The organism is Nonomuraea sp. NPDC049637 (assembly GCF_040675235.1).
Taxonomy (GTDB): Bacteria; Actinomycetota; Actinomycetes; order Streptosporangiales; family Streptosporangiaceae; genus Nonomuraea.
Genome location: NZ_JBFAOM010000031.1, coordinates 75266 through 94790, shown reverse-complemented (window position 1 = coordinate 94790; position 19525 = coordinate 75266). Strand labels below are relative to the sequence as shown.

The following is a 19525-nucleotide window of genomic DNA, read 5'->3' as shown; positions in this document are numbered from 1 at the left end:
TGGCCCCGCGCTTGCACCGCCGGTCAGCGTGGCCCGCGTCAGTCGTCGAGGGCCTGGTAGAGGGTGGTCCAGAAGTCGTTCATCAGGTGGGCCGGGTTGGGGACGGAGTAGCCGAGCTGGCAGAGCAGGACGCCGGTGAGCCCGTTGACCGGGTCGGCGTAGGCCGAGGTGCCGCTGCCGCCGTCCCAGCCGAACTGGCCGACCGGGGCGTAGTCGCCGCGGTAGGTGCGCACCGCCATGCCCATGCCCCAGCCGCCCTGCTGTCCCTGGCCGAAGGAGACGTGCACGTTGTTCCTGGCCAGGGCGGTACGGGCGTCGTTCTGCCGCGGAGTGAGCCGGTTGGTGGTCATCAGCTCGACGGCGGGCCGGGACAGGATGCGGGTGCCCCGGTGGGTGCCGCCGTTGAGCAACATCCGGAAGTAGGCGTGGTAGTCGTCGGCGGTGGAGACCAGGCCGCCGCCGCCTCCCTGGAACGCCGGCGGCTTGCTCCACCGCCCGCCCTCAGGCTCGTCCCAGACGAGGAACTCGCCGGTGGCCGGGTCGGGGGCGTACAGGGCGGGCAGCCGGTCGATCTGGTCGGCGGGCACGTGGAAGCCGGTGTCGGTCATGCCGAGCGGTTCCAGGACGCGCTCGCGCAGGAACTCCTCGAACGGCCGGCCGGTGACCCGGGAGACGAGCACGCCGACCAGGTCGCTGCTGATGTGGTACTGCCACTGCTCGCCCGGCTGGTACATCAGCGGCAGCTCGCCCAGGCGGCGCAGCCACTCGTCCGGCTCGGGCATCTCGACCGGCAGGTTCGGGGTGAGGCCCCGCTCGAAGATCGCGTTCATGATCGGCTTGCCCAGCGCGGTGAAGTCCATGCCGAGCCCGAAGGTGGAGGTCAGCACGTCCCGCACGGTTATCGGCCGGTGGGCCGGGACGGTGTCGTCCAGCGGCGCGCCGGGGCTGGTCAGCACGCGCCGGTCGGCCAGCTCGGGCAGCCACGGGTCGATCACGTCGTCCAGCCGCAGCCGGCACTCGTCCAGCAGCACCATGGCCGCCGCGATCGAGACGGGCTTGGACGTGGAGGCCATCCGGAAGACGGTGTCGCGGCGCATGGGCGCGCCGCCGTCGTGCCGCATCGTGCCCATCGCCTCGACGTGCGTCTCCTCGCCGCGGCTCACCAGGGCGACCAGGCCCGGGATCCGGCCCGAGTCGACGTGCCGGGCCAGCACCTCGCGCAGCCTGCGCAGCCCCTGCTCGGAGAAGCCGTTCCCGCCGATCGCCATGATGGTGTCTCCTTTGTCGCGGTGGTCGTTCCGCCGGACCGTTGTCCGGTCCGGCGGCCATGGGTCAACCTTCGCGAAGCGCCCTGACACCGGACCGTCACCGCACTGACGCCGCCGCTGACACGCCCGCTCCGGGCCGTCGGCGACGACGTGCCCAGGCCGCGCCTCGCCTCGGGCACGCGTGACGTCAGCGCTTGACGGAGACCAGCCGGTCCACGGCGAACGGGACGATCTGCGGCTGCGGGGCCTTCGTGCGCGCCGCGCTCTGGCCGCAGAGCCCCAGCAGGAGATGGTCGACGGTGGCGTAGTCGATCGGGCTGATCTCGATGATGCCGTTCTCGTCCAGGCTCTGGTACTTCGTGCGGTTGACGCCCATGGAGAGCTGGCGGACGCCGTCCGGGCTGGTGTAGGAGTCGGTGGCCATGCCGAAGACCCCGCCGCTGTGCCCCCAGAACCGTCCGCACGGCAGGTCGGTGGCGTAGATGCCGAGGCCGTAGGCCCCCGACACGCCGGCCACGGGCACGGTCTTCTGCATCTCGGCCAGCTCGGCCGGGCCGATCAGCCCGCCGCGCAGCAGCACCCGGTAGAACTGGTTGAGGTCCTCCATCGTGGACACGACGGCGCCCGCCGTGCTGATCCACGACATGTTGTAGACGCTGTAGTCCTTGGGCGGGTCGATGAAGCCGAACATCGACTCGTACGCCTTGGAGTGCGGTCCGGGGATGACCGGCGTGCGCGGGAAGGACGTGTGCCGCAGGCCCGCCTTGCGGATGACGTTGCGGGTGATGTACCGCTCGGCGTTCTCGCCCGTCACCTTCTCCAGGAGCAGGCCGGCGATCAGGTAGTTGGTGTTGGAGTAGATCCCCGGCGTGGCGCCCGGCTCGCCGGTGGGCGTGGCGGCCAGGCCCAGCTCGACCAGCTCCCGGCGGGAGAAGGTGCGGAAACGGTTGTCGTCGAGGCTCTCGAACGTGCCCTGGAGCAGCGAGGGGAAGGCCGGGCCCACGTGGTCGGCGATGTGGCTCGTGTGGTTGAGCAACATCCGCACGGTGATCTTCTGGCCGCGCTCGCCCGGCACCACGTCGGGCAGGTAGCGGGCGATGGGGGCGTCCAGCTCGACGGCGCCGCGGGCCACCTGCTGGAGCAGGGCCACCGCGGTGAACGTCTTGGTGATGCTGCCGACCCGGTGCAGCATGTCCGGGCGTACGGGGCGCCTCGTGGCGACGTCGGCCACGCCGGAGGCGCCCCGCCAGCTGCGCTCGCCGTCGCGGACGGTCGAGTAGATGCCGTACATGCCGGCCTCGTGCACGGCGTCCAGCGACTGCCGCAGCGCCTGCCGGTCGAGCCCGGTCTCCCGCGCGGGGGCGGCCTGCGCCGGGCCGGCCGCCAGCACCATCCCGGCGGTCAGGGCGATGGCCGAGGCGTTCTTTCCAAGCGTCCGGATGTTCATGGCGTAAGCATGATCCGAACGCGGTTCCGCGGTCAGTCCCGGCTGTCATCGGCTGCACATGACAGGAGTCATGACCGGCCGCGCAGCGGACGCACCCGGGTGCCGCCTCTCGGGAGGAACCCCCGGAACTTCCTTGTTACTTAGAGTTGTCGCTTATTTACTCTACGTATAACCTGGAGGCATGACACGTCTTCCCGCCTTCGCTTTGAGCGCCCTGGCCACCACGCTGGTCGCGGCGTCGCTCCCCGTCTCCGCCCACGCCGCCACCGGCACGTTCTTCTACACCAGGGCCAGCAACGGACAGGAGACCACCCTCAACATCCCGACGCCCAACGGCGCCTGCCTGCCGATCTCCGGCGGCGCCCGCAACGCCCACAACGACACCGACGCCGACGCCACCCTGTACACCAACAGCAACTGCACCGTCTTCGCCGGATTCGTCGGCTCCCGCAACTTCGAGACCTTCACCGCCCCCTTCCCGACCTTCGTCAAGTTCGGCTAGAGGCGCGCGCCTTCGACCCCCTACCGGGGGCGGGTGTCAACGAGCCGCTGTCGCCTGGGCCGCGGGCGTGAACCAGGCGGTCGAGGGCGGCGACAGGAGGCAGTAGAGCACGCCCCCGGCCAGCACGAGGCCGGCGACGCCCCCGATGCTCGGGCCGCTGATCATTCCCCAGAGCTGGGTGGCCGCCAGGACCGCCTCGACGGCCACTCCGGTCCAGCGGACCCACGGCCGGCGCGACCTCATCCTGGCCACGACCAGGCCGATGGTCACGCCGATCAGGACATAGATCAGGACGGGGATCAGCAGTATCCCGACGAGCGCCGCCTCCACGAGGCCCGTCACCAAGACGATGAGACTCAGGGCCACCAGGACCACCTGAATGCACATGACGGTTCGCGCGGCGCGCAGTACGGCGGGTAACGGCAGGATTCGCTCGTTCATCGGTCTCCTTCAGCAGATCGACCTGTTCCCCGAGGCTGATGCCATGATCTCCCTTCATTGTCGACCTGGTGACCGACTGCCGAAATTTGCCGCAAAAACGCAACAAGACCGGCATGCCCCAGGGCGTCAGGACGCCCGGAGGGCCCGTTCGAGGCCGCGGATCAGCTCGGTGAGCGTTCGCTCGTCGGAGCCGAACGTGATGCGGACATGCGTGTCGGGACCGTGCATGTCGGCGCCGCGTACGGTCGCGATGCCGTGCCGCAGGAGCGCGTGGTCGATGGCGGCCGGGGTCTCGCCGAGGCGTGAGCAGTCGGCGAGCAGGAAGGCGCCGCCCATGGGCCGGACGGGCCCGGGGAGGCCGCTCGCGGCGATGCCGTCGCAGACGAGGTCGCGCTTGGCCTGGTAGGTGGAGAGCGCCCGGTCGAGCCAGTCGCGCGGGCCGGTCAGGGCGGCGACCGCGGCCCGCTGGGGAACCGCTCCGCAGCACACCGCCTCCCACTCGAAGCGGCGGTTGAGCGCGTCGATGACCGGTGGCGGCGCCAGGACGTAGCCGAGCCGCCAGCTGGCCAGCGCGTAGTACTTGCTGAGGCTGGTGACGGTGACCAGGTGCGGCCAGCGGTCGGCGTACGCCTCCACCGGGTGGTAGCGGTGGCCGTCGTAGGTGAAGTGCTGCCATGAGTCGTCGGAGATGACGAGGAGCCCGTGGCGGGCGGCGAGGTCGACCACGGCCGCGAGGGTGGCGGCGTCAGGGAGATAGCCCGTCGGGTTGGTCGGATTGCACAGCAGCACGGCCCGGCTGCGGCTCGTGACGGCGGCCTCCAGACCGGCCAGGTCGAGCGCCCAGCCGTCGCTCTCGCGGGACGGGACGCCGACGGGCGTCGCGCCGGCCTCGCGGACGGCGCCGTCGAAGAAGTAGGTGGGGGTCGGCACGATCACCTCGTCGCCCGGCGCGAGCACCGTGCGCAGCACGAGGGAGAGCCCCTGCATCGCTCCGTGGGTGATCAGCAGGCGGCGCTCGGGATCGACGCGCAGGCCGTGCTCGCGCTCCAGTTCGGCGGCTATCGCGGCGCGCAGTTCCGGCAGGCCGCGGGTGTCGCGCGGATCGGGCAGGTCCATCGCGCCCGCCACCGCCCGCCGTACGTGCTCGGGCATGGGCAGGATCGGGGCGCCCGCGAGCGGGAGCATCCGCACGCCGTCGCGGGCGCTGCGCTCCGCGCGGGCGCGGGTGCTCATCGCCCCCAGCGCCGGGAAGTCGCTCGCGGCGGGAAGGGACCAGGAGTTTCGCTGCATGGGACGAAGCATCGCACACTGAGATATCAACAACAAGAATAGATATCTCTATCCAGTTCCCGACGACCGAGCTGCTGTATCAACGCTGTGAATTGGTATCCTGGCGCGATGTCCGACATTCATGGTGTGGTCAGCGGAACCCCGCACATCCCCGCGCTGCTGCTGGTCGGCACGGACGAGACCGGCCTCGACCGCACCAGTCAGGCATATCGGGCGATCCGCCGCCAGATCATCGACCTGACGCTGTCGCCCGGCAGCAGTTTCACCGAGACGTCGCTCGCCGAGCAATGGCGCATCAGCAAGACGCCGGTGCGCGAGGCGCTGGCCCGGTTGCGGCGCGACGGGCTCGTGACCGCGCTTCCGCGCGCGGGCTACGTCGTCAGCCCGATCACGCTGCAGGACACCGACGCCCTGTGCGCCCTGCGGACGCTGCTGTCCGGCGAGGCGGCCGCCGCCGCGGCGCGCCTCGGCGTCACGGCGCCGGCGCTCGAACGGCTCGAAGCGCTGTCCAAGGTGCCCATCGCGCTTGCGGCGGGCGAGGTGGAACAGGAGGAGTCGCTCCGCGCCGGCATCGAGTTCGAGGGCATCATCGCCAACTTCAGCGGCAACCCGCGCCTCGGCAAGGCGATCGTCGACGTGCTCGACGAGCTGGAACGGGTTCTGCGCATGGCCGCGTTGATCGATCCCGGCATCGCGAGCCCGCCCGGCGAGCTGGGGGCCGTCTACGAGGGGCTGCGCGCGCGTGACGCGGACGCCGCCCGGGACGCGATGCGCGCCCGGTGCGAACGCGTGCGCCGCGACCTGCTGCAGGTTCTGGCGAAGAGCACCTCGGTGAGCAGGGCGCACATCGAGCTGCCCGCCTCGCGCCCGCCGGCCTAGCCGGCGCCGGGCGGGGGCCGGGCCTGCGAGGTGCGGCGCGTGGCCGGTCGGAGGCGAGGCCGTCCGACCGGGCCCGCGGGGTGCGGCGCGAGGCCGGGCCGTCCGGTCAGACCGCCGTCGGGAAGGAGAGGTCGCCGCGGTGGCGCGGGCCGTCCTCCCTCTCCTCCGGCCACCGGCTGGTGACGGCCTTCGCGCGCGTGTAGAAGGCGACGCCCTCAGGGCCGTGCATGTGGTGGGCGCCGAACAGCGACTGCTTCCAGCCGCCGAACGAGTGGAACGCCATGGGCACCGGGATCGGCACGTTGACGCCGATCATCCCGACCTGGACGGAACGCTGGAAGAGGCGCGCCGCATGGCCGTCCCTGGTGAAGATCGCCGTGCCGTTGGCCAGGTTGTTGCCGTTGATCAGGCCGATCGCCTCCTCCAGCGAGCCGACCCGCACGACGACGAGCACCGGGCCGAAGATCTCGTCGCGGTAGACGTCCATGTCGGGCGTGACGTGATCGAACAGCGTCGGCCCGACGAAGAAGCCGTCGCCCCCGAGGTCGAGCTTGCGCCCGTCGACGACCAGGTCGGCGCCCGCGGCGACGCCGGAGTCGATGTAACCCCTGATCCGGTCGAGCGCCTCCGCCGACACGACCGGCCCCATCTCGGACCCGGCCTCCAGTCCCGGCCCGACCTTGATCGCCTGCGCCTTCTCGCGCATCAGCTCGACGAGCGGCCCGGCCACGTCGCCCACCGCGACGGCGACCGAGATCGCCATGCAGCGCTGGCCCGCCGAGCCGTACCCGGCCGCCACCAGATGATCGGCGGCGTGGTCGAGGTCGGCGTCGGGCAGCACGACGGCGTGGTTCTTGGCGCCGCCGAGCGCCTGGACGCGCTTGCCGCCCGCGGTCGCGCGCTCGTACACGTACCGCGCGACCGGCGTCGAGCCGACGAACGACACGCCGGCGATGTCCGGGTGGTCGAGGATCGCGTCGACCGCGACCTTGTCCCCGTGGACGACGTTGAAGACGCCGTCGGGCAGACCGGCTTCGGCGTAGAGGTCGGCGATGAGGTTGGCCGCCGACGGGTCGCGTTCGGAGGGCTTGAGCACGAACGTGTTGCCGGTCGCGATCGCGATCGGATGCATCCACAGCGGGACCATGGCGGGAAAGTTGAACGGCGTGATCCCGGCGCAGACGCCGAGCGGCTGCCGGAAGGAGAACAGGTCGACGTCGGTCGAGACCTGGTCGGAGTACTCGCCCTTGAGCAGGTGCGGGATCCCGCAGGCGAAGTCGATCACCTCCAGGCCGCGGACGAGCTCGCCTCTGGCGTCGTCGAGGACCTTGCCGTGCTCGGCGGAGACCAGCCGCGCGAGGTCGTCGAGGTGCTTGTCGACCAGCTCGCGGAAGGCGAACATCAAGCGCGACCGCCGCATGACCGAGGTGTCGGCCCAGGCCGGCAGGGCGGCCCGCGCGGCCCGCACGGCGGCGTCGACGTCGTCGGGCTCGGCCAGCAGCACGTCGGCCTGGTGCGTGCCGGTCGCGGGGTTCCATACCGGGGCGGTGCGGCTGGACCGGCCGGCGGTCTCGCGGCCGTTGATCCGGTGCCGGATCATCCTGACTGTCCCTGTGCTCACAGAAAGCTCACCTTCTCGTGGGGTGCTGGTTGCGGGTGTTCGGCGGCGCCGCGTCAGACGATCAGGTCGCCGCCGTTGATGTCGATGGCCGCCCCGGTGATGTACGCGGCGCGGTCCGAGGCGAGGAAGGCGACGAGCTCGGCGACCTCCCAGGGCTGCCCGGCGCGGGGCACCGGGAACGACCGGGTGGCGTGTTCGAGTGCCTCTCCGGGCAGCAGCGCGCGGGCCATCGGGGTGTCGATGAGTCCCGGGCAGACGGCGTTCACCGTGATGCCGTCGGGGCCGCAGTCCTTCGCCAGGTGCCGGGTGAGCCCGAGGACGCCGTGCTTCGCCGTCGTGTAGTGGGCGCCGCCCGCGGTGCTGATGGTCTTGCCGGCGGTGGAGGAGAAGTTGACGATGCGGCCCCAGCCTCGGGCGCGCATCGCGGGAAGCGCCTGCTGGCAGCACAGGACCGTCCCGAGCACGTTGACCGCCAGCACCTGGTTCCACTCGGCCCGGGTGATCTCCTCGAACGGGGTCGGCGGTGCGACGCCCGCGGCGTTGACCAGGATGTCGAGCCGCGACCGCGCCTCCAGCAGCGCGGCGAACGCCCTTTGGACCTGGTCGCCGTCCGTGACGTCCACCGCGAGCGACCGGACGCGGTCCGCCGGCACGGCCAGCGTCGCCGCCAGCTCGGCGGGGCCGGGCGCGGCCAGGTCGAACACGGCGACGGTCGCGCCGCGGCGGGCCAGCGCGTGGGCCGCGGCCAGGCCCATGCCACTGGCCCCGCCGGTCACGATCGCGACCCGGCCCGCCAGCTCACTGCCGTCGGCGCTGGTCGGCGCCCGCAGTCCGTCGGCGCTGGTCGGCGCCCGCAGTCCGTCGGCCGTGCTCATGAGCCGGCCAGGACGGCACGCGCGCGGCCGAAGGCGGCTGCGGCCCGTTCGAGCTGGCCGGCGGTGTGCGCGGCCGAGACCTGCACCCTGATCCGCTCCTCGCCGGCCGGGACGACCGGGTGGGAGAGCGCGAAGGCGAGGACGCCCTCGCGGCGCAGCGCCGCCGCCACGTCGCGGGCCAGCGTGCCGCCGCGCAGCATCACGGGGATGATCGGATGCTCCCCTGGCGGCACCTCGTAGCCGAGGTCGCGCAACGCCCGGCGCAGCCAGGCGGTGTTGGCGGCCAGGCGTTCCCGCAGATCCGGACGCCGCCGTGCGATGCGGATCGCCGCCAGCGCCGCCGCGGCCAGCGCGGGGGCCATGGCGTTGGTGAAGATGTAGGGCCGCGAGACCTGGCGCAGCGTCTCGACCAGCGCGCGGTCGCCCGCGACGAAGCCGCCGGCCGCGCCGCCCAGTGCCTTGCCGAGCGTCCCCGTCAGCACGTCGACGCGTCCCTTCAGCCCGAAGTGCTCGGGGGTGCCTCCGCCGGTCGGGCCCAGCACCCCCGTGGCGTGCGAGTCGTCCACCACGAGCACCGCGTCGTGGCGTTCGGCCAGCTCGCAGAGCCGGGGCAGCGCGGCGACGTCGCCGTCCATGCTGAAGACGCCGTCGGTGACGATGAGGCGGTGCCGCGCGCCGGCGGACTCGGCGAGGTGGCGTTCGAGCTCGTCGAGGTCGGCGTGGGCGAAGACGCGCCGCCGGGCCCGCGTGAGGCGGATGCCGTCGATCAGGCTGGCGTGGTTGAGCGCGTCGCTGAGGACGACGTCCTGCGGGCCGAGCAGGGCGTCGAAGAGGCCGAGGTTCGCGTCGAAGCAGGAGTTGTGGAGCACGGCGTCCTCGGCGCCGACCAGCTCGGCGATGCCCGCCTCCAGCTCGCCGTGGACGGCCCGGGTGCCGCAGAGCACTCGGCCCGCCGCCACCCCGAGCCCCGTCTCGCGCAGCGCCCGCCGGGCCGCGTCCAGGACCTCCGGGTCGCCGGCGAGCCCGAGGTAGTCGTTGGAGGCGAAGTTGACCAGCCACTCCCCCGCCACGCCGAGCGCCGGCCCCTGGGCGCCCGAGACCACGAGGTCGCGGCGCAGCCCGGTGGTCGCCCGGCGTCCGTCGAGCTCGGCGCGGAGCCGGTTCAGCAGCGCGGCGTTCACGCCCTGCCTCCCTGCCGGTCGGCGGCGGTCATGACAGGCTCCCGTCCAGCCGCTCCATCCGGCGTCCCGCGGTGAGCAGGACGGCCAGCCCGGCGACCATGATGATCGCGATGGCCAGCAGCGCGTAGGTGAAGCTGCCGGTCGCGGACGCGATCGTCCCGGTGAAGTACGGACCGATGAATCCGCTGACGTTGCTGACGGAGTTGATCAGGGCGATGCCGGAGGCGGCGGCCGCCTCGGTCAGGCCGATCGCCGGGATCCGCCAGAACTGCGGCATCGCGGTGATGATCCCGGCGACGCTCAGGCAGACGGCGAGCACGAACAGCGTGCCGCTGCTGGTGAAGGTCGCCAGCAGCAGCCCCGCCGCGCCGAGGGCCATCGGTACGGCCGTGGCCGTGACCGCCGTCCAGCGCGCGGCGAGGCGAGCCCAGGTCAGCAGGGCGACCGCGGCCACCACGTAGGGGATCGCGGACAGCAGCACGCTGCTGACGTCGGCGGAGTCGCCGACGCTCTGCGTGATGGACCTGATCATCGTGGGCAGGAAGAACTGCAGCGGGTAGAGCCCGAACGCGATCGCGAACCACGTCACGGCCATCGCCCACACCCGGCCGCTGGTCAGCGCCTGGCGCAGCCCGGTGAGCGCCCCGCGGGCGCGCTGTTCGGCGGCTTCGGCGGCCAGGAGGTTCTCGATGGCGGCCTTCTCCTCGTCGTCGAGCCAGCGCGCGTCGGCCGGGCGGTTCGGCAGGAAGACGAAGATCAGGACACTGACGACGACCGTCAGGATGCCCTCGACGAGGAACAGCGCCCGCCAGCCCGCGACGCCGAACAGGCTCTGGCCCCACTCCAGCAGCGCGGCGGCCAGCGGAGAGCCGATGATCGAGGACAGCGGGATCATCACGATGAAGGCCGACAGCGCCCAGGAACGCTGGCGGCGCGGGAACCAGAACGTCAGGTAGAGCAGGATCCCGGCGGCCAGACCGGCTTCGGCGAACCCGAGCAGGAGCCGCGCGGCGAACAGCGTGGCCGGGGAGTTCACGGCCGCGGTCGCCGCCGTGACCAGCCCCCACGTGATCATGATGCGGGCGATCCACTTCCGCGCGCCGAACCGGCTGAGCATCATGTTGCTCGGCACTTCGAACAGGACGTAGCCGATGAAGAACAGCCCGGCGGCCAGGCCGATCTGGCCGCTGCCGAGGCCCAGGTCACGGGACATGGGCGCGGCGATGTAACCGACGTTCGCGCGGTCGATGTAACTCGCCACGTAGGCGAGGCCGACCAGGGGCATGATCCGGACGCCCACCTTGCGCCAGGTGCGTGGTGAGACGGTGCTCGGTGGTGTCGCGACGGGTGAACTCATGGGGGGTTCCAATCGGTGTGGGGGGTGTGCAGCGGCTTCAGCGCGCCCGGCCTCGCAGCCTGGCGGTGGCGTCCCTGTCGATCACGCCGTCCGCGGTGATCACGACGCCGTAGTCCCGTTCGGCTCCCTCGTGGGTCACCTTGCCGTCGAGGACGTCTTCGAGGACCAGTTCGGGGATACGTTCGAAGGGGACGCCGTGCCCGCCGCCGCCGGCGGTCACGTGCCGGTGGCGGGTTCCCGCGGTCATCTCGAAGTGCGGTTTGGACTCCAGCACCCGTTCACCGGGACCGCCGGGGTCGAGCACGTTGAGCGAGGGGGTTCCCGGTGCGCCGCCGGCCAGCCCGTACGGCAGGAACCTGCGCCGGTCGGACCTGATCTGCACCTTGGCCTCGGCCGCCAGCAGCGTCATGTCGCGGAAGGTCGCCAGGCCACCGCGCCAGCGGCCCGCTCCGCCGCTGTCGGGGAGGTAGCCGTAACCGTCGATGCGGAGGTGGCCGGAGCGTTCCAGCTCCTCGACCGGCGTGTTGGTCAGGTTCGCGCCCAGGGAGCTGATCCCGTCGACGCCGTCGCGGTCGGGACGCGCGCCCCACGCCCCCGCCAGCGGGTCCCACAACACCATGGACTCCCCGTCCGGCCCGACGAGGCCGATCGCGATCCCGTCGGGCCCGCCTTCCCCGGCGGCCGGCACCCGGGCGGGGAACACCGGGGCGAGCGCCCCGAGGACGGCGTCGATGATCCGGAAGCCGACGAGCCCGCGGGCGCCGCGCGCGGCCGGCCGCCGGCCGTTGAGGATGGAGGCTTCCGGGATGACGAAACTGAACGGCCGGTAGAAGCCGCTGTTGGCCGGGATGTCGGAGGCGAGCACGCCCTGCAGGGCGGCGTAGGCGGCGGAGCGGGTGAAGGAGGCCGTCGCGTTGAGCGCGGAGTCCACCTGCGGCGAGGAGCCGGTGAAGTCGAGCTCGATCCCCGACCCGGACAGCGTGACCTTGACCCGGATCGGGATCGGCCCGGACCCGAGGCCGTCGTCGTCGATGTGGTCGAGGAACTCGTAGGCGCCCGGGACGGCCTCGGCGAGCGCGGCGCGCAGCAGGGTCTCGGAGTAGTCGAGCAACTCGTCGACGAGGGCGGCGAGCCCGTGGACGCCGTGCCGCGCCGCGAGCGCGCGCAGCCCCTCGGCCCCGGTGTGGCAGGCCGCGAGCTGCGATTCGAGGTCGCCGCGCAGCAGCTCGGGCTCGCGGACGTTGCGCAGGATCAGCCGCAGGAACGTCTCGTTCACCGTGCCGGCCTCGACGAGGCACGACGGCGGGATCTGCACGCCTTCGGCGAAGATGCTGGTCGACTGCACGGCCATCGAACCGGCGGCCCACCCGCCGACGTCGGTGTGGTTGACGACCGTGACCGCGAAGCCCAGGAGGTCCGCTCCGGCGAACACCGGGGCGACCGCGAAGATGTCGGGCAGGTGCATGCCGCCCAGGGACGGGTCGTTGAGCAGGTAGACGTCTCCCGGACGGATCCGGTCGCCGAACTCGTCGAGGATCGCCTCCATCGCGTCCGGGATGGACCCGAGGTGCACCGGCAGGGTGTTGGCCTGGGCGATCACCCGGCCGTGCGCGTCGCACAGGGCGGCGGAGAAGTCCATGCTGGACGCCACGAGCTGCGAGTGAGCCGTGCGCAGGATCGTGATCGCCATCTCGTCGGCGATCCCGGTGACGGCGTTGCGGAAGACCTCGAAGGTCACGGCGTCGCGGATCATGAGGCGCTCCAGGTGATGACGATGTTGTTGAGCCGGTCGAGGTGCACCCGGGCGCCGGGCGGGACGAGGGTGGTGGCGTCCATGTCCTCGACGACCATTGGTCCCTCGACCGGTTCCGGGCCGAGATCCGACCGGCCCACGACGGGCGTGGGCATGGTCCGCTCGAACCGGCACGCGCGGACGGCGGGCTCGCCGCCGGGGGCGAGGGGCAGGCTCAGCACGTCCGCGATGGACACCGGGGTGGGGAGCCGGCCGCGTACCCGGAGGTTGACCAGCTCCACCAGCTCGTCCGTGCCGGCCCGGCCGTAGGTGCGCCGGTGCTCGGCGTGGAAGCGGGACCGCGTCTCGGCGAGCAGGTCCTCGGTGAGGTCGCCGTCGGGCACCCGGATCCGCAGCTCGAATCGCTGGCCGCGGTAGCGCATGTCCAGGAGCCGGTCCACGACGGCGTCGGCGCCCAGCTGGTCGCGTACGAGGGCGGACAGCCGCGCGAACTCCGCGGCGAGCGCGCCCACGTCGGCGAGGCCGGCCCGGTACGGGGTGAGCTCCTGGCGTTCGGTGTCGGCCACGAGCAGGCCCAGGCTGCTGAACAGTCCCGGATGCACGGGCACGATCACGGTCGAGATCCCCAGCTCGCGGGCCAGCGCGGCGGCATACAGGGGGCCCGCGCCGCCGAAGGCGACCATGGTGGCCTCCCGCGGGTCACGCCCTCGTTCGCTGGTCACCGCCTTGACCGCGGTCGTCATGCTCGACACGGCCACCTGGTACGCGCCGCGCGCGGCGCCCGCCACGTCGTCGCCGAGCTGCTCGGCCACCGCCGACAACGCCTTCGCGGCCAGCTCGGGGTGGATCGCCACCCGGCCGCCGGCCAGCGCGTCGGGGCTGAGGTAGCCGAGCGTCACGTTGGCGTCGGTCAGGGTCGGCAGCTCGCCGCCCTGGCCGTAGCAGGCGGGCCCGGGACGCGAGCCGGCGCTGACGGGCCCCACGTGCAGGGCGCCCGCCGCGTCGACGGAGATGACGCTGCCGCCGCCGGAGCCGACCTCGGCGATGTCGATCGACGGCGCCCGCACCGGGTACCCGGCGCCGGAACTGAGACCGCGGGCGCCGTTCATGCCGCCGCCGACCTCGTAGTCGGCCGAGACGAACGGCTCACCGTGCTCGATCAGGGACGCCTTCGCCGTGGTCCCGCCCATGTCGAACGCGACCACCGTGGACAGGCCCATCAGCTGGGCGAGCTTCTGCACGGCGGTCACGCCGGCCGCCGGACCGGACTCGATGATCTGCACCGGCCGTCGCGCGACGGAGGCCGCGTCGAGCAGTCCGCCGCTGGACTGCATGACCAGCAGGGGCGCGCGCACCTTCGCCGAGCGCAGCCCCGCTTCGAGCCGGGTGAGGTATCCGTGCACGGTGGGGCCGACGTAGGCGTTGACCGTGGCGGTGCTCGTGCGTTCAAACTCGTGCGGCTGTGGGGAGACGTCGACCGACGCCGTGACGTACACGCCGGGCAGTTCGGCTCGCAGCAGCGCGGCGACCCGCCGTTCCTCGTCCGGGCGTACGTAGGAGTTGATCAGGCACACGGCCACCGCTTCGATGCCGTCCGCGCGCAGGCGTCCGGCCAGGGCGCGGATCTCGTCCTCGCCGGCCGGTGGGGCGAGCCGGCCGTCGGCCGTGATCCGCTGGTCGAGTTCGTGCCGGTCGCGTCGCCGGGCGAGGGGTTCGGGCTTGGACCATGACAGGTCGTAGAGCACCGGCCGGCGCAGCCGCCCGATCTCCAGCACGTCGCGGAAGCCGCGGGTGGTGACCACCGCGGTGCGCACGCCGTTCATCGACAGGATCGCGTTGGTGGCGACGGTCGTGCCGTGCAGCATCGCGACCACGGCCTCGGGCCGGGCCCCGGCCAGGGAGAGCACGCCGGTGGTCGCCGCCACCACGCCGGCGCCGTAGTCGGGCGGGGTGGACAGCACCTTCATGGGGACGACCTCGCCGTCCGGCCCCAGCGCGATGACGTCGGTGAAGGTGCCGCCGATGTCGGCGCCGACTCGCCAGCCGGCCGGTCGAGGATCGTGACTGGGGGGCACTGGATCTCCTTCGTTCTACGGAGCGACTGGGATCACAGTACGAGTGGGTTGAGATATCAGCAATGCCTAGTTGTCATTTTTATATGAGTCAGGTGATATGACTTGCCTAGGTCGTCAGCGTGATTCCGGCTGGTCCCACCCTTGGCTGCGCGCGTCGTCCTTGGCGAGACAGAGCATGCGCAGATGGTCGCGGAGCGCGGAATGCGTGACCGCGCCCAGCCGCCCTTCCCAGGGCTGCACGGCGGAGCGGGCGTACCGCAGGTCGGAGACGGACACCAGGTGGCCGGGGCCACGTTCGGTGAACGTGGCGGCCCGCATCGCGTCGGTGAGGGTGCCGTCGGTGGCGACACGCAGCAGCACGGTCAGCCAGCCGTTCAGTTTCTCGCACTCCCCGCCGGTCAGATCGACGCCGTGGCGGCTCAGGAGCGGCCCCAACTGCGCGCCGCGCACCAGCACCTCACCGGCTTCATCGGCTTCGTCGACCGCGGACACGGCCCGCAGGTCGGTCACGAAGGCGTCGCCGAACGGCCGGGGGCCCTTGTGCCCGTCCTCGCCCCACGACCCTGTTCCCGCCAGCAGATCGGGGTCGAACCAGAACAACGACCCGCCCAGGTCGAACCGCCACGTCCAGGGCGAGAAGGGGTGTGCACCATCCGGATCCGGGAGGTGCCCCGCCTCCCGGCCCGACAGGGCGTCGGCGGTGGCCCAGTCGTTCGGGAACAGGAACTCGTCGAAGGTGTCCGAGGCGTAGTACACGCCGTACCTGGCGGCAGGGTCCACGGCCGGCCCTCCACCGAGCAGGATCTCGAACGCAGCGGCCAGCGCGGCCTCCCACTCGCTGGAGTCAGCCGCCGGGTTCGTCTCGGATGTCACGCTGAACACTCCTCATGTCATGTCACGCGGATTGTCGCAAGCTATCGGACACCCACCGCCCATGACCTACCTCTGCGCCCGTGACCGGCGGCTGAGCTGCCTGCGGTGCACCACGAGGCCGGCCAGCGTCAGCAGCGAGAGGAGGGCGAGCTGCCACCAGTTGTCCGGATTGCCGCCGAGGTCCAGGTCGGCCGCGTGGTTCACCACGTGCAGCGTGTTGGCGACGAGGAACCCGACCAGCACGACCGACAGCACGTCGCGCCACACCAGCGCGCTCAGCATCATCAGCCCGATGCCGATCTGGAAGACCCCGGCGTCGTGCAGGAAGTGCACGTGATCGGGGAAGCGGGCGAAGACCGCGAACCCCGCCGGGTCCAGGCGCATCCACACGCCGAAGCCCAGCATCGTCAGCGCGCCGACCGCCACGGCCGCCTGGACGAAGATCCTGGCAGGCCTGCTGTAGCCGTTCGTCATCGCATGTCCTCCAGTCCGTCGGGAACGCTCGGGTGCACCGGGGTCCAGCCCAGGTCGCGGGTGGCCTTGGCGTGCGAGACCCGCATCGTGGTGTCCATCAGCAGGCAGCCCAGGTACGGCACGGTCAGCCTGACCAGCCATCTCGGGATCACGACGGGACGCGGCGTGCCGTGCGCGCGGGCGACCGCGGTCAGGAAGTCGCGCCAGCTCATCGGCCGGTCGTCCACGATGTTGTACGCCTGCCCCGCGGCGCCGCGTTCCAGGGCCGCGACCGCGGCCGCCGCGGCGTCGTCCACGTGGACGAAGGAGGTGGTGCCCGTCCGGCCGCGCGGCAGCACGGGCGCCCGTTTGCGCATCAGGTCGGCGAACAGGTCGCTGAAGGCGTTCCTGCCGTAGAACATGCCGTAGCGCAGGGCGATGCCCTCGATGCCCTCGGCGGCGAACACCTGGCTCTCGGTCGCCACGCTGGAGTCGGTCACCAGGTCGGCGACGGTGCCGACGTGCACGCCGAACTCGTCGTCCTCGGTCAGCACGCGGTCGCCGTGGTCGCGGTAGCCGTACCCGGTGATCAGCGACTGGGTGACGAACCGGCGCGCGCCGACGGCCCGCGCGGCGTCCAGCAGGTGCGCGGTCCCGCGGTCGCGCAGGGCGAGGGTGGGGTCGTCGGGGCGCAGTCTGCGCGAGGCGCCGCGCAGCGCCGTGGCCTGGTGCATGACGACGTCGGCGGCGTGCCCGTCGAGCGCGCGCAGCAGCGCGTCCCGGTCGAGCACGTCGGCGACGACGGCGTGCGCGCCGCGGTCGGTGACGAGCCGCCGTCTGGCGGGATCGCGGACGACGGCGACCACCTCGTGCCCCGCCGCGGCCAGCGCCGACAGCAGCGGAATCCCGATCGCGCCGGTCGCCCCGGCCAGCAGTACCTTCATCGCCCCTGCTCCTTCGCCCGTCGCCCGTGGGGGTGTGTCACGGAGACCTCCTCAGCTGGATGGACAGCACTGCGAGGACGGGACAGCCGCTCCCGATGTGACAGACCGGGACGGGAAGGCGCGCGGGCGGTTGCCGGCCGCTACTGACCGTCCGGCTGCTCTCCGGGGCCGGAGGCGCACGAGATGATCAACGTGATGAGGTCGCGCATGGGGGTCAGCAGCTCCGGATAGGCGTCGGCGTCGAGGTCGTACAGGCGCAGGGTGCCCTTGCGCCGTACCGTCAGCAGACCCGCGTCGCGCAGGATCTTGAGGTGGTGGGAGGTGGCGGGCTGGGACAGCTCCAGGTGCGCGGCGATGTCGCCGACGCTGCGCGGGGCCGCGGACTCCAGCAGGTGGACGACGATCTCCTGCCTGCGCTCGTCCCCGAGGGCGGTGAACAGCGGCCGGGTCCGGGCGAACAGCGCGAGGACGTCCCGGGCCTCGATCGAGCCGCTCATGCGGGCAGCGAGTCGCGCACGGCGGACAGGCGGCCGACCGGCAGCGCCCTGGCGGACCCTTCGGCGATCCAGCCGTCCAGCATCAGGCGGGTCTGCGCGCTCACCTTCGTGAAGTGGGTCTCCAGGTAGCGGCGCAGGTCGAACGGGAGCAGCCGGGGCAGCACGCGCAACGCCAGGCCCACGGCCCAGGACGGAACGGGGACGGGAGCGCGCAGCCCGTGCTGGGCGCGGACCACCGCGACGGCCTCCCGGACGGCCGCGGCTGCCCCTCGCAACCGCGGGCCGGACGCGGGCAGCCGCCAGCCGGAGGACTCCAGCGCGGCGATGTAGGGGATCATCCGGGCGGCGGTCAGCTCTCCCGTGCCGGCCCGCGTCACCCGCCTGGCCCGCACGCCGCCGGCCCGCAGCGCGGCGACGACCTGCGGGGCGCGCGCTCCGGTGACGCCCGTCGCCGTACCGGGCGGCACCCAGTACGCCACCCCCGGCGCGGGGACCTCGCGCTCCAGCGGCGCCTGGTAGGCCAGCAGCGTCGGGGCCACCTGGACGATCTGCTCCTGCGGCCAGACGCCGGCCAGGGTGCGCAGATCGCCCGGGTCCTGGCCGATGGTGACCACCGTCGCCGTGCCGGTCACCGCACGCAGCGCGCCCGTCCAGTCGCCGCGCAGCGCCGGGGAGTCCACGCAGAGCCACACCATGTCCCACTGTTCGCGGGGCGGCTCGCTGCGCACCTCGTACGGCGTGATCCGCTCGGTCACCGGCGCCCGCCCCCGCCTGAGCCGGTACACCGGAGCCCCTTCCCAGCCCTCCCGGCCCGGCCGGACGAGATAGCTGACCCGGGCCCCGCCCGCGGCCAGCCACGCCCCGAAGACCTGCCCCAGCGCGCCGGCACCGACAATCAGCACCTTCGTCATCACTGCTCCATACATCTAAATATTTGGATATACGGAACACTACCACCGGAGAGATCTCCGGCGCGCGCGACGTCTTTCCGCGCCGCGGACACCTTGACAGCGGGCCCCGGGCTGCCGATGATCGAGGCGCTATACCGATTTATCTCCAGCCCCCATGCAGCCTCGCGAGAACGAGTGGACTGGACTTAACCGATATAGCAAACCATCCCCCATGCCCTGAGGAGTCGATCGTGAGTTCACCGCTCATGCGCAGAAGGACCCTGCTGGCAGCGCTGGCCGCGACCGCCGCAGGTGCCGCGTTACCCACCGCGGCACACGCCGAGCGCCGCGCGGCCGCCAAGACCGGCCCGCTCTCGGTGGTCTACATCGAGGTCAACAGCGAGAGCATGACCAACGTCGCGAAGTACACGCTCGCCCGAGGCGGCGCGCAGGTGTTCGACATCGCGGTCATCTTCGCCGCCAACATCAACTACGACGGCACCAAGGCCTACCTCCACTGCAACGAGAACGTGCAGCGGGTGCTCGACAACGTGGCGACCGAGGTCCGCCCGCTGCAGCAGAAGGGCATCAAGGTCCTGCTGTCGATCCTCGGCAACCACCAGGGCGCCGGCTTCGCGAACTTCCCGTCCCGGCAGGCCGCCGACGCGTTCGCCCAGGAACTGGCCGACGTGGTGACGACGTACGGGCTCGACGGCATCGACTTCGACGACGAGTACGTCGAGTACGGCAGGAACGGCACCGGCCAGCCGAACGACTTCTCCTTCGTCTACCTGGTCCAGGCCCTGCGCCAGAAGCTGCCGAACAAGCTCATCACGCTGTACGACATCGGCCCGGCCGCCGACCGCCTGTCCTACAACGGCGTCAGCATCAACAACACCTTCGACTACGCCTGGAACCCCTGGTACGGCACCTGGTCCGTGCCGAACGGCCCGACCTCCAGGTCCCGCCTGTCGCCGGCCGCCGTGTCGTTCACCGGCACCAGCTCGTCCACCGCCGCCTCCCTGGCCCGCCGTACGGTCAGCGAGGGGTACGGCGTCTTCCTCACCTACAACCTCACCTCGGCGAACACCGCCTCCTACATCTCGGCCTTCACCAGCAAGCTGTACGGCAGCTCCGCCGTCTACACCCCCTGACGCCTCCGCCCTGAACGCACGTGAG

General features: G+C 72.1%; 18 protein-coding genes. 3 read left to right on the top strand and 15 right to left on the bottom strand.

The window, feature by feature from the left end:
* Nucleotides 1-38 precede the first annotated feature (38 nt).
* Nucleotides 39-1268 carry a serine hydrolase domain-containing protein gene (locus AB0J71_RS34005; RefSeq protein ID WP_364417993.1) on the bottom strand — a complete coding sequence of 410 codons (1230 nt, stop codon included), beginning with the start codon at nt 1266-1268 and terminating at the stop codon, nt 39-41.
* A gap of 187 nt (nt 1269-1455) precedes the next feature.
* Nucleotides 1456-2715 (bottom strand): serine hydrolase domain-containing protein, encoded by a 1260-nt coding sequence (locus tag AB0J71_RS34000; RefSeq protein ID WP_364417991.1) that lies wholly within the window; start codon nt 2713-2715, stop codon nt 1456-1458.
* A gap of 181 nt (nt 2716-2896) precedes the next feature.
* Between AB0J71_RS34000 and AB0J71_RS33995 the strand changes: the two genes are divergently transcribed.
* The gene (locus tag AB0J71_RS33995; protein WP_364417989.1) at nt 2897-3217 is read left to right on the top strand and encodes a hypothetical protein; all 321 of its coding nucleotides are present in this window, start codon (nt 2897-2899) and stop codon (nt 3215-3217) included.
* Nucleotides 3218-3253: 36 nt separating this feature from the next.
* Here AB0J71_RS33995 and AB0J71_RS33990 read toward each other — a convergent pair whose 3' ends face one another.
* Together AB0J71_RS33990 and AB0J71_RS33985 are read right to left on the bottom strand one after the other, a co-directional pair.
* Nucleotides 3254-3658: a hypothetical protein gene (locus AB0J71_RS33990; protein ID WP_364417987.1), complete on the bottom strand. Its 405-nt coding sequence runs from the start codon at nt 3656-3658 to the stop codon at nt 3254-3256.
* 126 nt (nt 3659-3784) lie between these two features.
* Entirely contained in the window at nt 3785-4948 is a 1164-nt protein-coding gene (locus tag AB0J71_RS33985; protein ID WP_364417985.1) for a pyridoxal phosphate-dependent aminotransferase, read from the bottom strand.
* A gap of 108 nt (nt 4949-5056) precedes the next feature.
* Here AB0J71_RS33985 and AB0J71_RS33980 point away from each other — a divergent pair, with 108 nt between their 5' ends.
* The gene (locus AB0J71_RS33980) at nt 5057-5827 is read left to right on the top strand and encodes a GntR family transcriptional regulator (RefSeq protein WP_352330652.1); all 771 of its coding nucleotides are present in this window, start codon (nt 5057-5059) and stop codon (nt 5825-5827) included.
* Nucleotides 5828-5933: 106 nt separating this feature from the next.
* On the opposite strand, the gene AB0J71_RS33975 is transcribed toward AB0J71_RS33980, so the two are convergent.
* From AB0J71_RS33975 to AB0J71_RS33925, 11 genes are all read right to left on the bottom strand, one after another.
* A complete protein-coding gene (locus tag AB0J71_RS33975) occupies nt 5934-7427 on the bottom strand; it encodes a CoA-acylating methylmalonate-semialdehyde dehydrogenase (RefSeq protein ID WP_364418024.1) in 1494 nt (497 codons plus the stop codon).
* Between the two features lie 74 nt (nt 7428-7501).
* Nucleotides 7502-8323, bottom strand: a complete 822-nt coding sequence (locus AB0J71_RS33970) for an SDR family NAD(P)-dependent oxidoreductase (protein ID WP_364417983.1) — start codon at nt 8321-8323, stop codon at nt 7502-7504.
* Entirely contained in the window at nt 8320-9504 is a 1185-nt protein-coding gene (locus tag AB0J71_RS33965) for a glycine C-acetyltransferase (RefSeq protein ID WP_364389511.1), read from the bottom strand. The genes AB0J71_RS33970 and AB0J71_RS33965 overlap by 4 nt, the downstream gene beginning before the upstream one ends.
* Nucleotides 9505-9532: 28 nt before the next feature.
* Entirely contained in the window at nt 9533-10861 is a 1329-nt protein-coding gene (locus AB0J71_RS33960) for an MFS transporter (RefSeq protein ID WP_352325002.1), read from the bottom strand.
* A gap of 37 nt (nt 10862-10898) precedes the next feature.
* Nucleotides 10899-12614, bottom strand: a complete 1716-nt coding sequence (locus tag AB0J71_RS33955) for a hydantoinase B/oxoprolinase family protein (RefSeq protein ID WP_352325003.1) — start codon at nt 12612-12614, stop codon at nt 10899-10901.
* Nucleotides 12611-14689 (bottom strand): hydantoinase/oxoprolinase family protein, encoded by a 2079-nt coding sequence (locus tag AB0J71_RS33950; RefSeq protein WP_364417981.1) that lies wholly within the window; start codon nt 14687-14689, stop codon nt 12611-12613. The genes AB0J71_RS33955 and AB0J71_RS33950 overlap by 4 nt, the downstream gene beginning before the upstream one ends.
* Nucleotides 14690-14803: 114 nt before the next feature.
* Entirely contained in the window at nt 14804-15562 is a 759-nt protein-coding gene (locus AB0J71_RS33945) for a hypothetical protein (protein ID WP_364417979.1), read from the bottom strand.
* Between the two features lie 66 nt (nt 15563-15628).
* A complete protein-coding gene (locus tag AB0J71_RS33940) occupies nt 15629-16036 on the bottom strand; it encodes a hypothetical protein (protein ID WP_364417978.1) in 408 nt (135 codons plus the stop codon).
* Entirely contained in the window at nt 16033-16959 is a 927-nt protein-coding gene (locus AB0J71_RS33935; RefSeq protein WP_364417976.1) for an NAD(P)-dependent oxidoreductase, read from the bottom strand. Before AB0J71_RS33935 ends, AB0J71_RS33940 begins: the two co-directional genes overlap by 4 nt.
* Before the next feature lie 140 nt (nt 16960-17099).
* Nucleotides 17100-17456, bottom strand: a complete 357-nt coding sequence (locus AB0J71_RS33930) for a metalloregulator ArsR/SmtB family transcription factor (protein ID WP_352325009.1) — start codon at nt 17454-17456, stop codon at nt 17100-17102.
* Nucleotides 17453-18367: a 2-dehydropantoate 2-reductase N-terminal domain-containing protein gene (locus tag AB0J71_RS33925; RefSeq protein ID WP_364417974.1), complete on the bottom strand. Its 915-nt coding sequence runs from the start codon at nt 18365-18367 to the stop codon at nt 17453-17455. The genes AB0J71_RS33930 and AB0J71_RS33925 overlap by 4 nt, the downstream gene beginning before the upstream one ends.
* Before the next feature lie 230 nt (nt 18368-18597).
* Here AB0J71_RS33925 and AB0J71_RS33920 point away from each other — a divergent pair, with 230 nt between their 5' ends.
* On the top strand, nt 18598-19500 hold the full coding sequence (locus AB0J71_RS33920; RefSeq protein WP_352325011.1) for an endo-beta-N-acetylglucosaminidase H: 903 nt from the start codon (nt 18598-18600) through the stop codon (nt 19498-19500).
* Nucleotides 19501-19525 lie beyond the last annotated feature (25 nt).

What these genes read in the sequence shown, in the direction of transcription:
- AB0J71_RS34005 (WP_364417993.1), bottom strand. Translation starts at nt 1,268, where the DNA reads ATGGCGATCGGCGGGAACGGCTTCTCCGAGCAGGGGCTGCGCAGGCTG.
- AB0J71_RS34000 (WP_364417991.1), bottom strand. Translation starts at nt 2,715, where the DNA reads ATGAACATCCGGACGCTTGGAAAGAACGCCTCGGCCATCGCCCTGACC.
- AB0J71_RS33995 (WP_364417989.1), top strand. Translation starts at nt 2,897, where the DNA reads ATGACACGTCTTCCCGCCTTCGCTTTGAGCGCCCTGGCCACCACGCTG.
- AB0J71_RS33990 (WP_364417987.1), bottom strand. Translation starts at nt 3,658, where the DNA reads ATGAACGAGCGAATCCTGCCGTTACCCGCCGTACTGCGCGCCGCGCGA.
- AB0J71_RS33985 (WP_364417985.1), bottom strand. Translation starts at nt 4,948, where the DNA reads ATGCAGCGAAACTCCTGGTCCCTTCCCGCCGCGAGCGACTTCCCGGCG.
- AB0J71_RS33980 (WP_352330652.1), top strand. Translation starts at nt 5,057, where the DNA reads ATGTCCGACATTCATGGTGTGGTCAGCGGAACCCCGCACATCCCCGCG.
- AB0J71_RS33975 (WP_364418024.1), bottom strand. Translation starts at nt 7,427, where the DNA reads ATGATCCGGCACCGGATCAACGGCCGCGAGACCGCCGGCCGGTCCAGC.
- AB0J71_RS33970 (WP_364417983.1), bottom strand. Translation starts at nt 8,323, where the DNA reads ATGAGCACGGCCGACGGACTGCGGGCGCCGACCAGCGCCGACGGACTG.
- AB0J71_RS33960 (WP_352325002.1), bottom strand. Translation starts at nt 10,861, where the DNA reads ATGAGTTCACCCGTCGCGACACCACCGAGCACCGTCTCACCACGCACC.
- AB0J71_RS33955 (WP_352325003.1), bottom strand. Translation starts at nt 12,614, where the DNA reads ATGATCCGCGACGCCGTGACCTTCGAGGTCTTCCGCAACGCCGTCACC.
- AB0J71_RS33940 (WP_364417978.1), bottom strand. Translation starts at nt 16,036, where the DNA reads ATGACGAACGGCTACAGCAGGCCTGCCAGGATCTTCGTCCAGGCGGCC.
- AB0J71_RS33935 (WP_364417976.1), bottom strand. Translation starts at nt 16,959, where the DNA reads ATGAAGGTACTGCTGGCCGGGGCGACCGGCGCGATCGGGATTCCGCTG.
- AB0J71_RS33930 (WP_352325009.1), bottom strand. Translation starts at nt 17,456, where the DNA reads ATGAGCGGCTCGATCGAGGCCCGGGACGTCCTCGCGCTGTTCGCCCGG.
- AB0J71_RS33925 (WP_364417974.1), bottom strand. Translation starts at nt 18,367, where the DNA reads ATGACGAAGGTGCTGATTGTCGGTGCCGGCGCGCTGGGGCAGGTCTTC.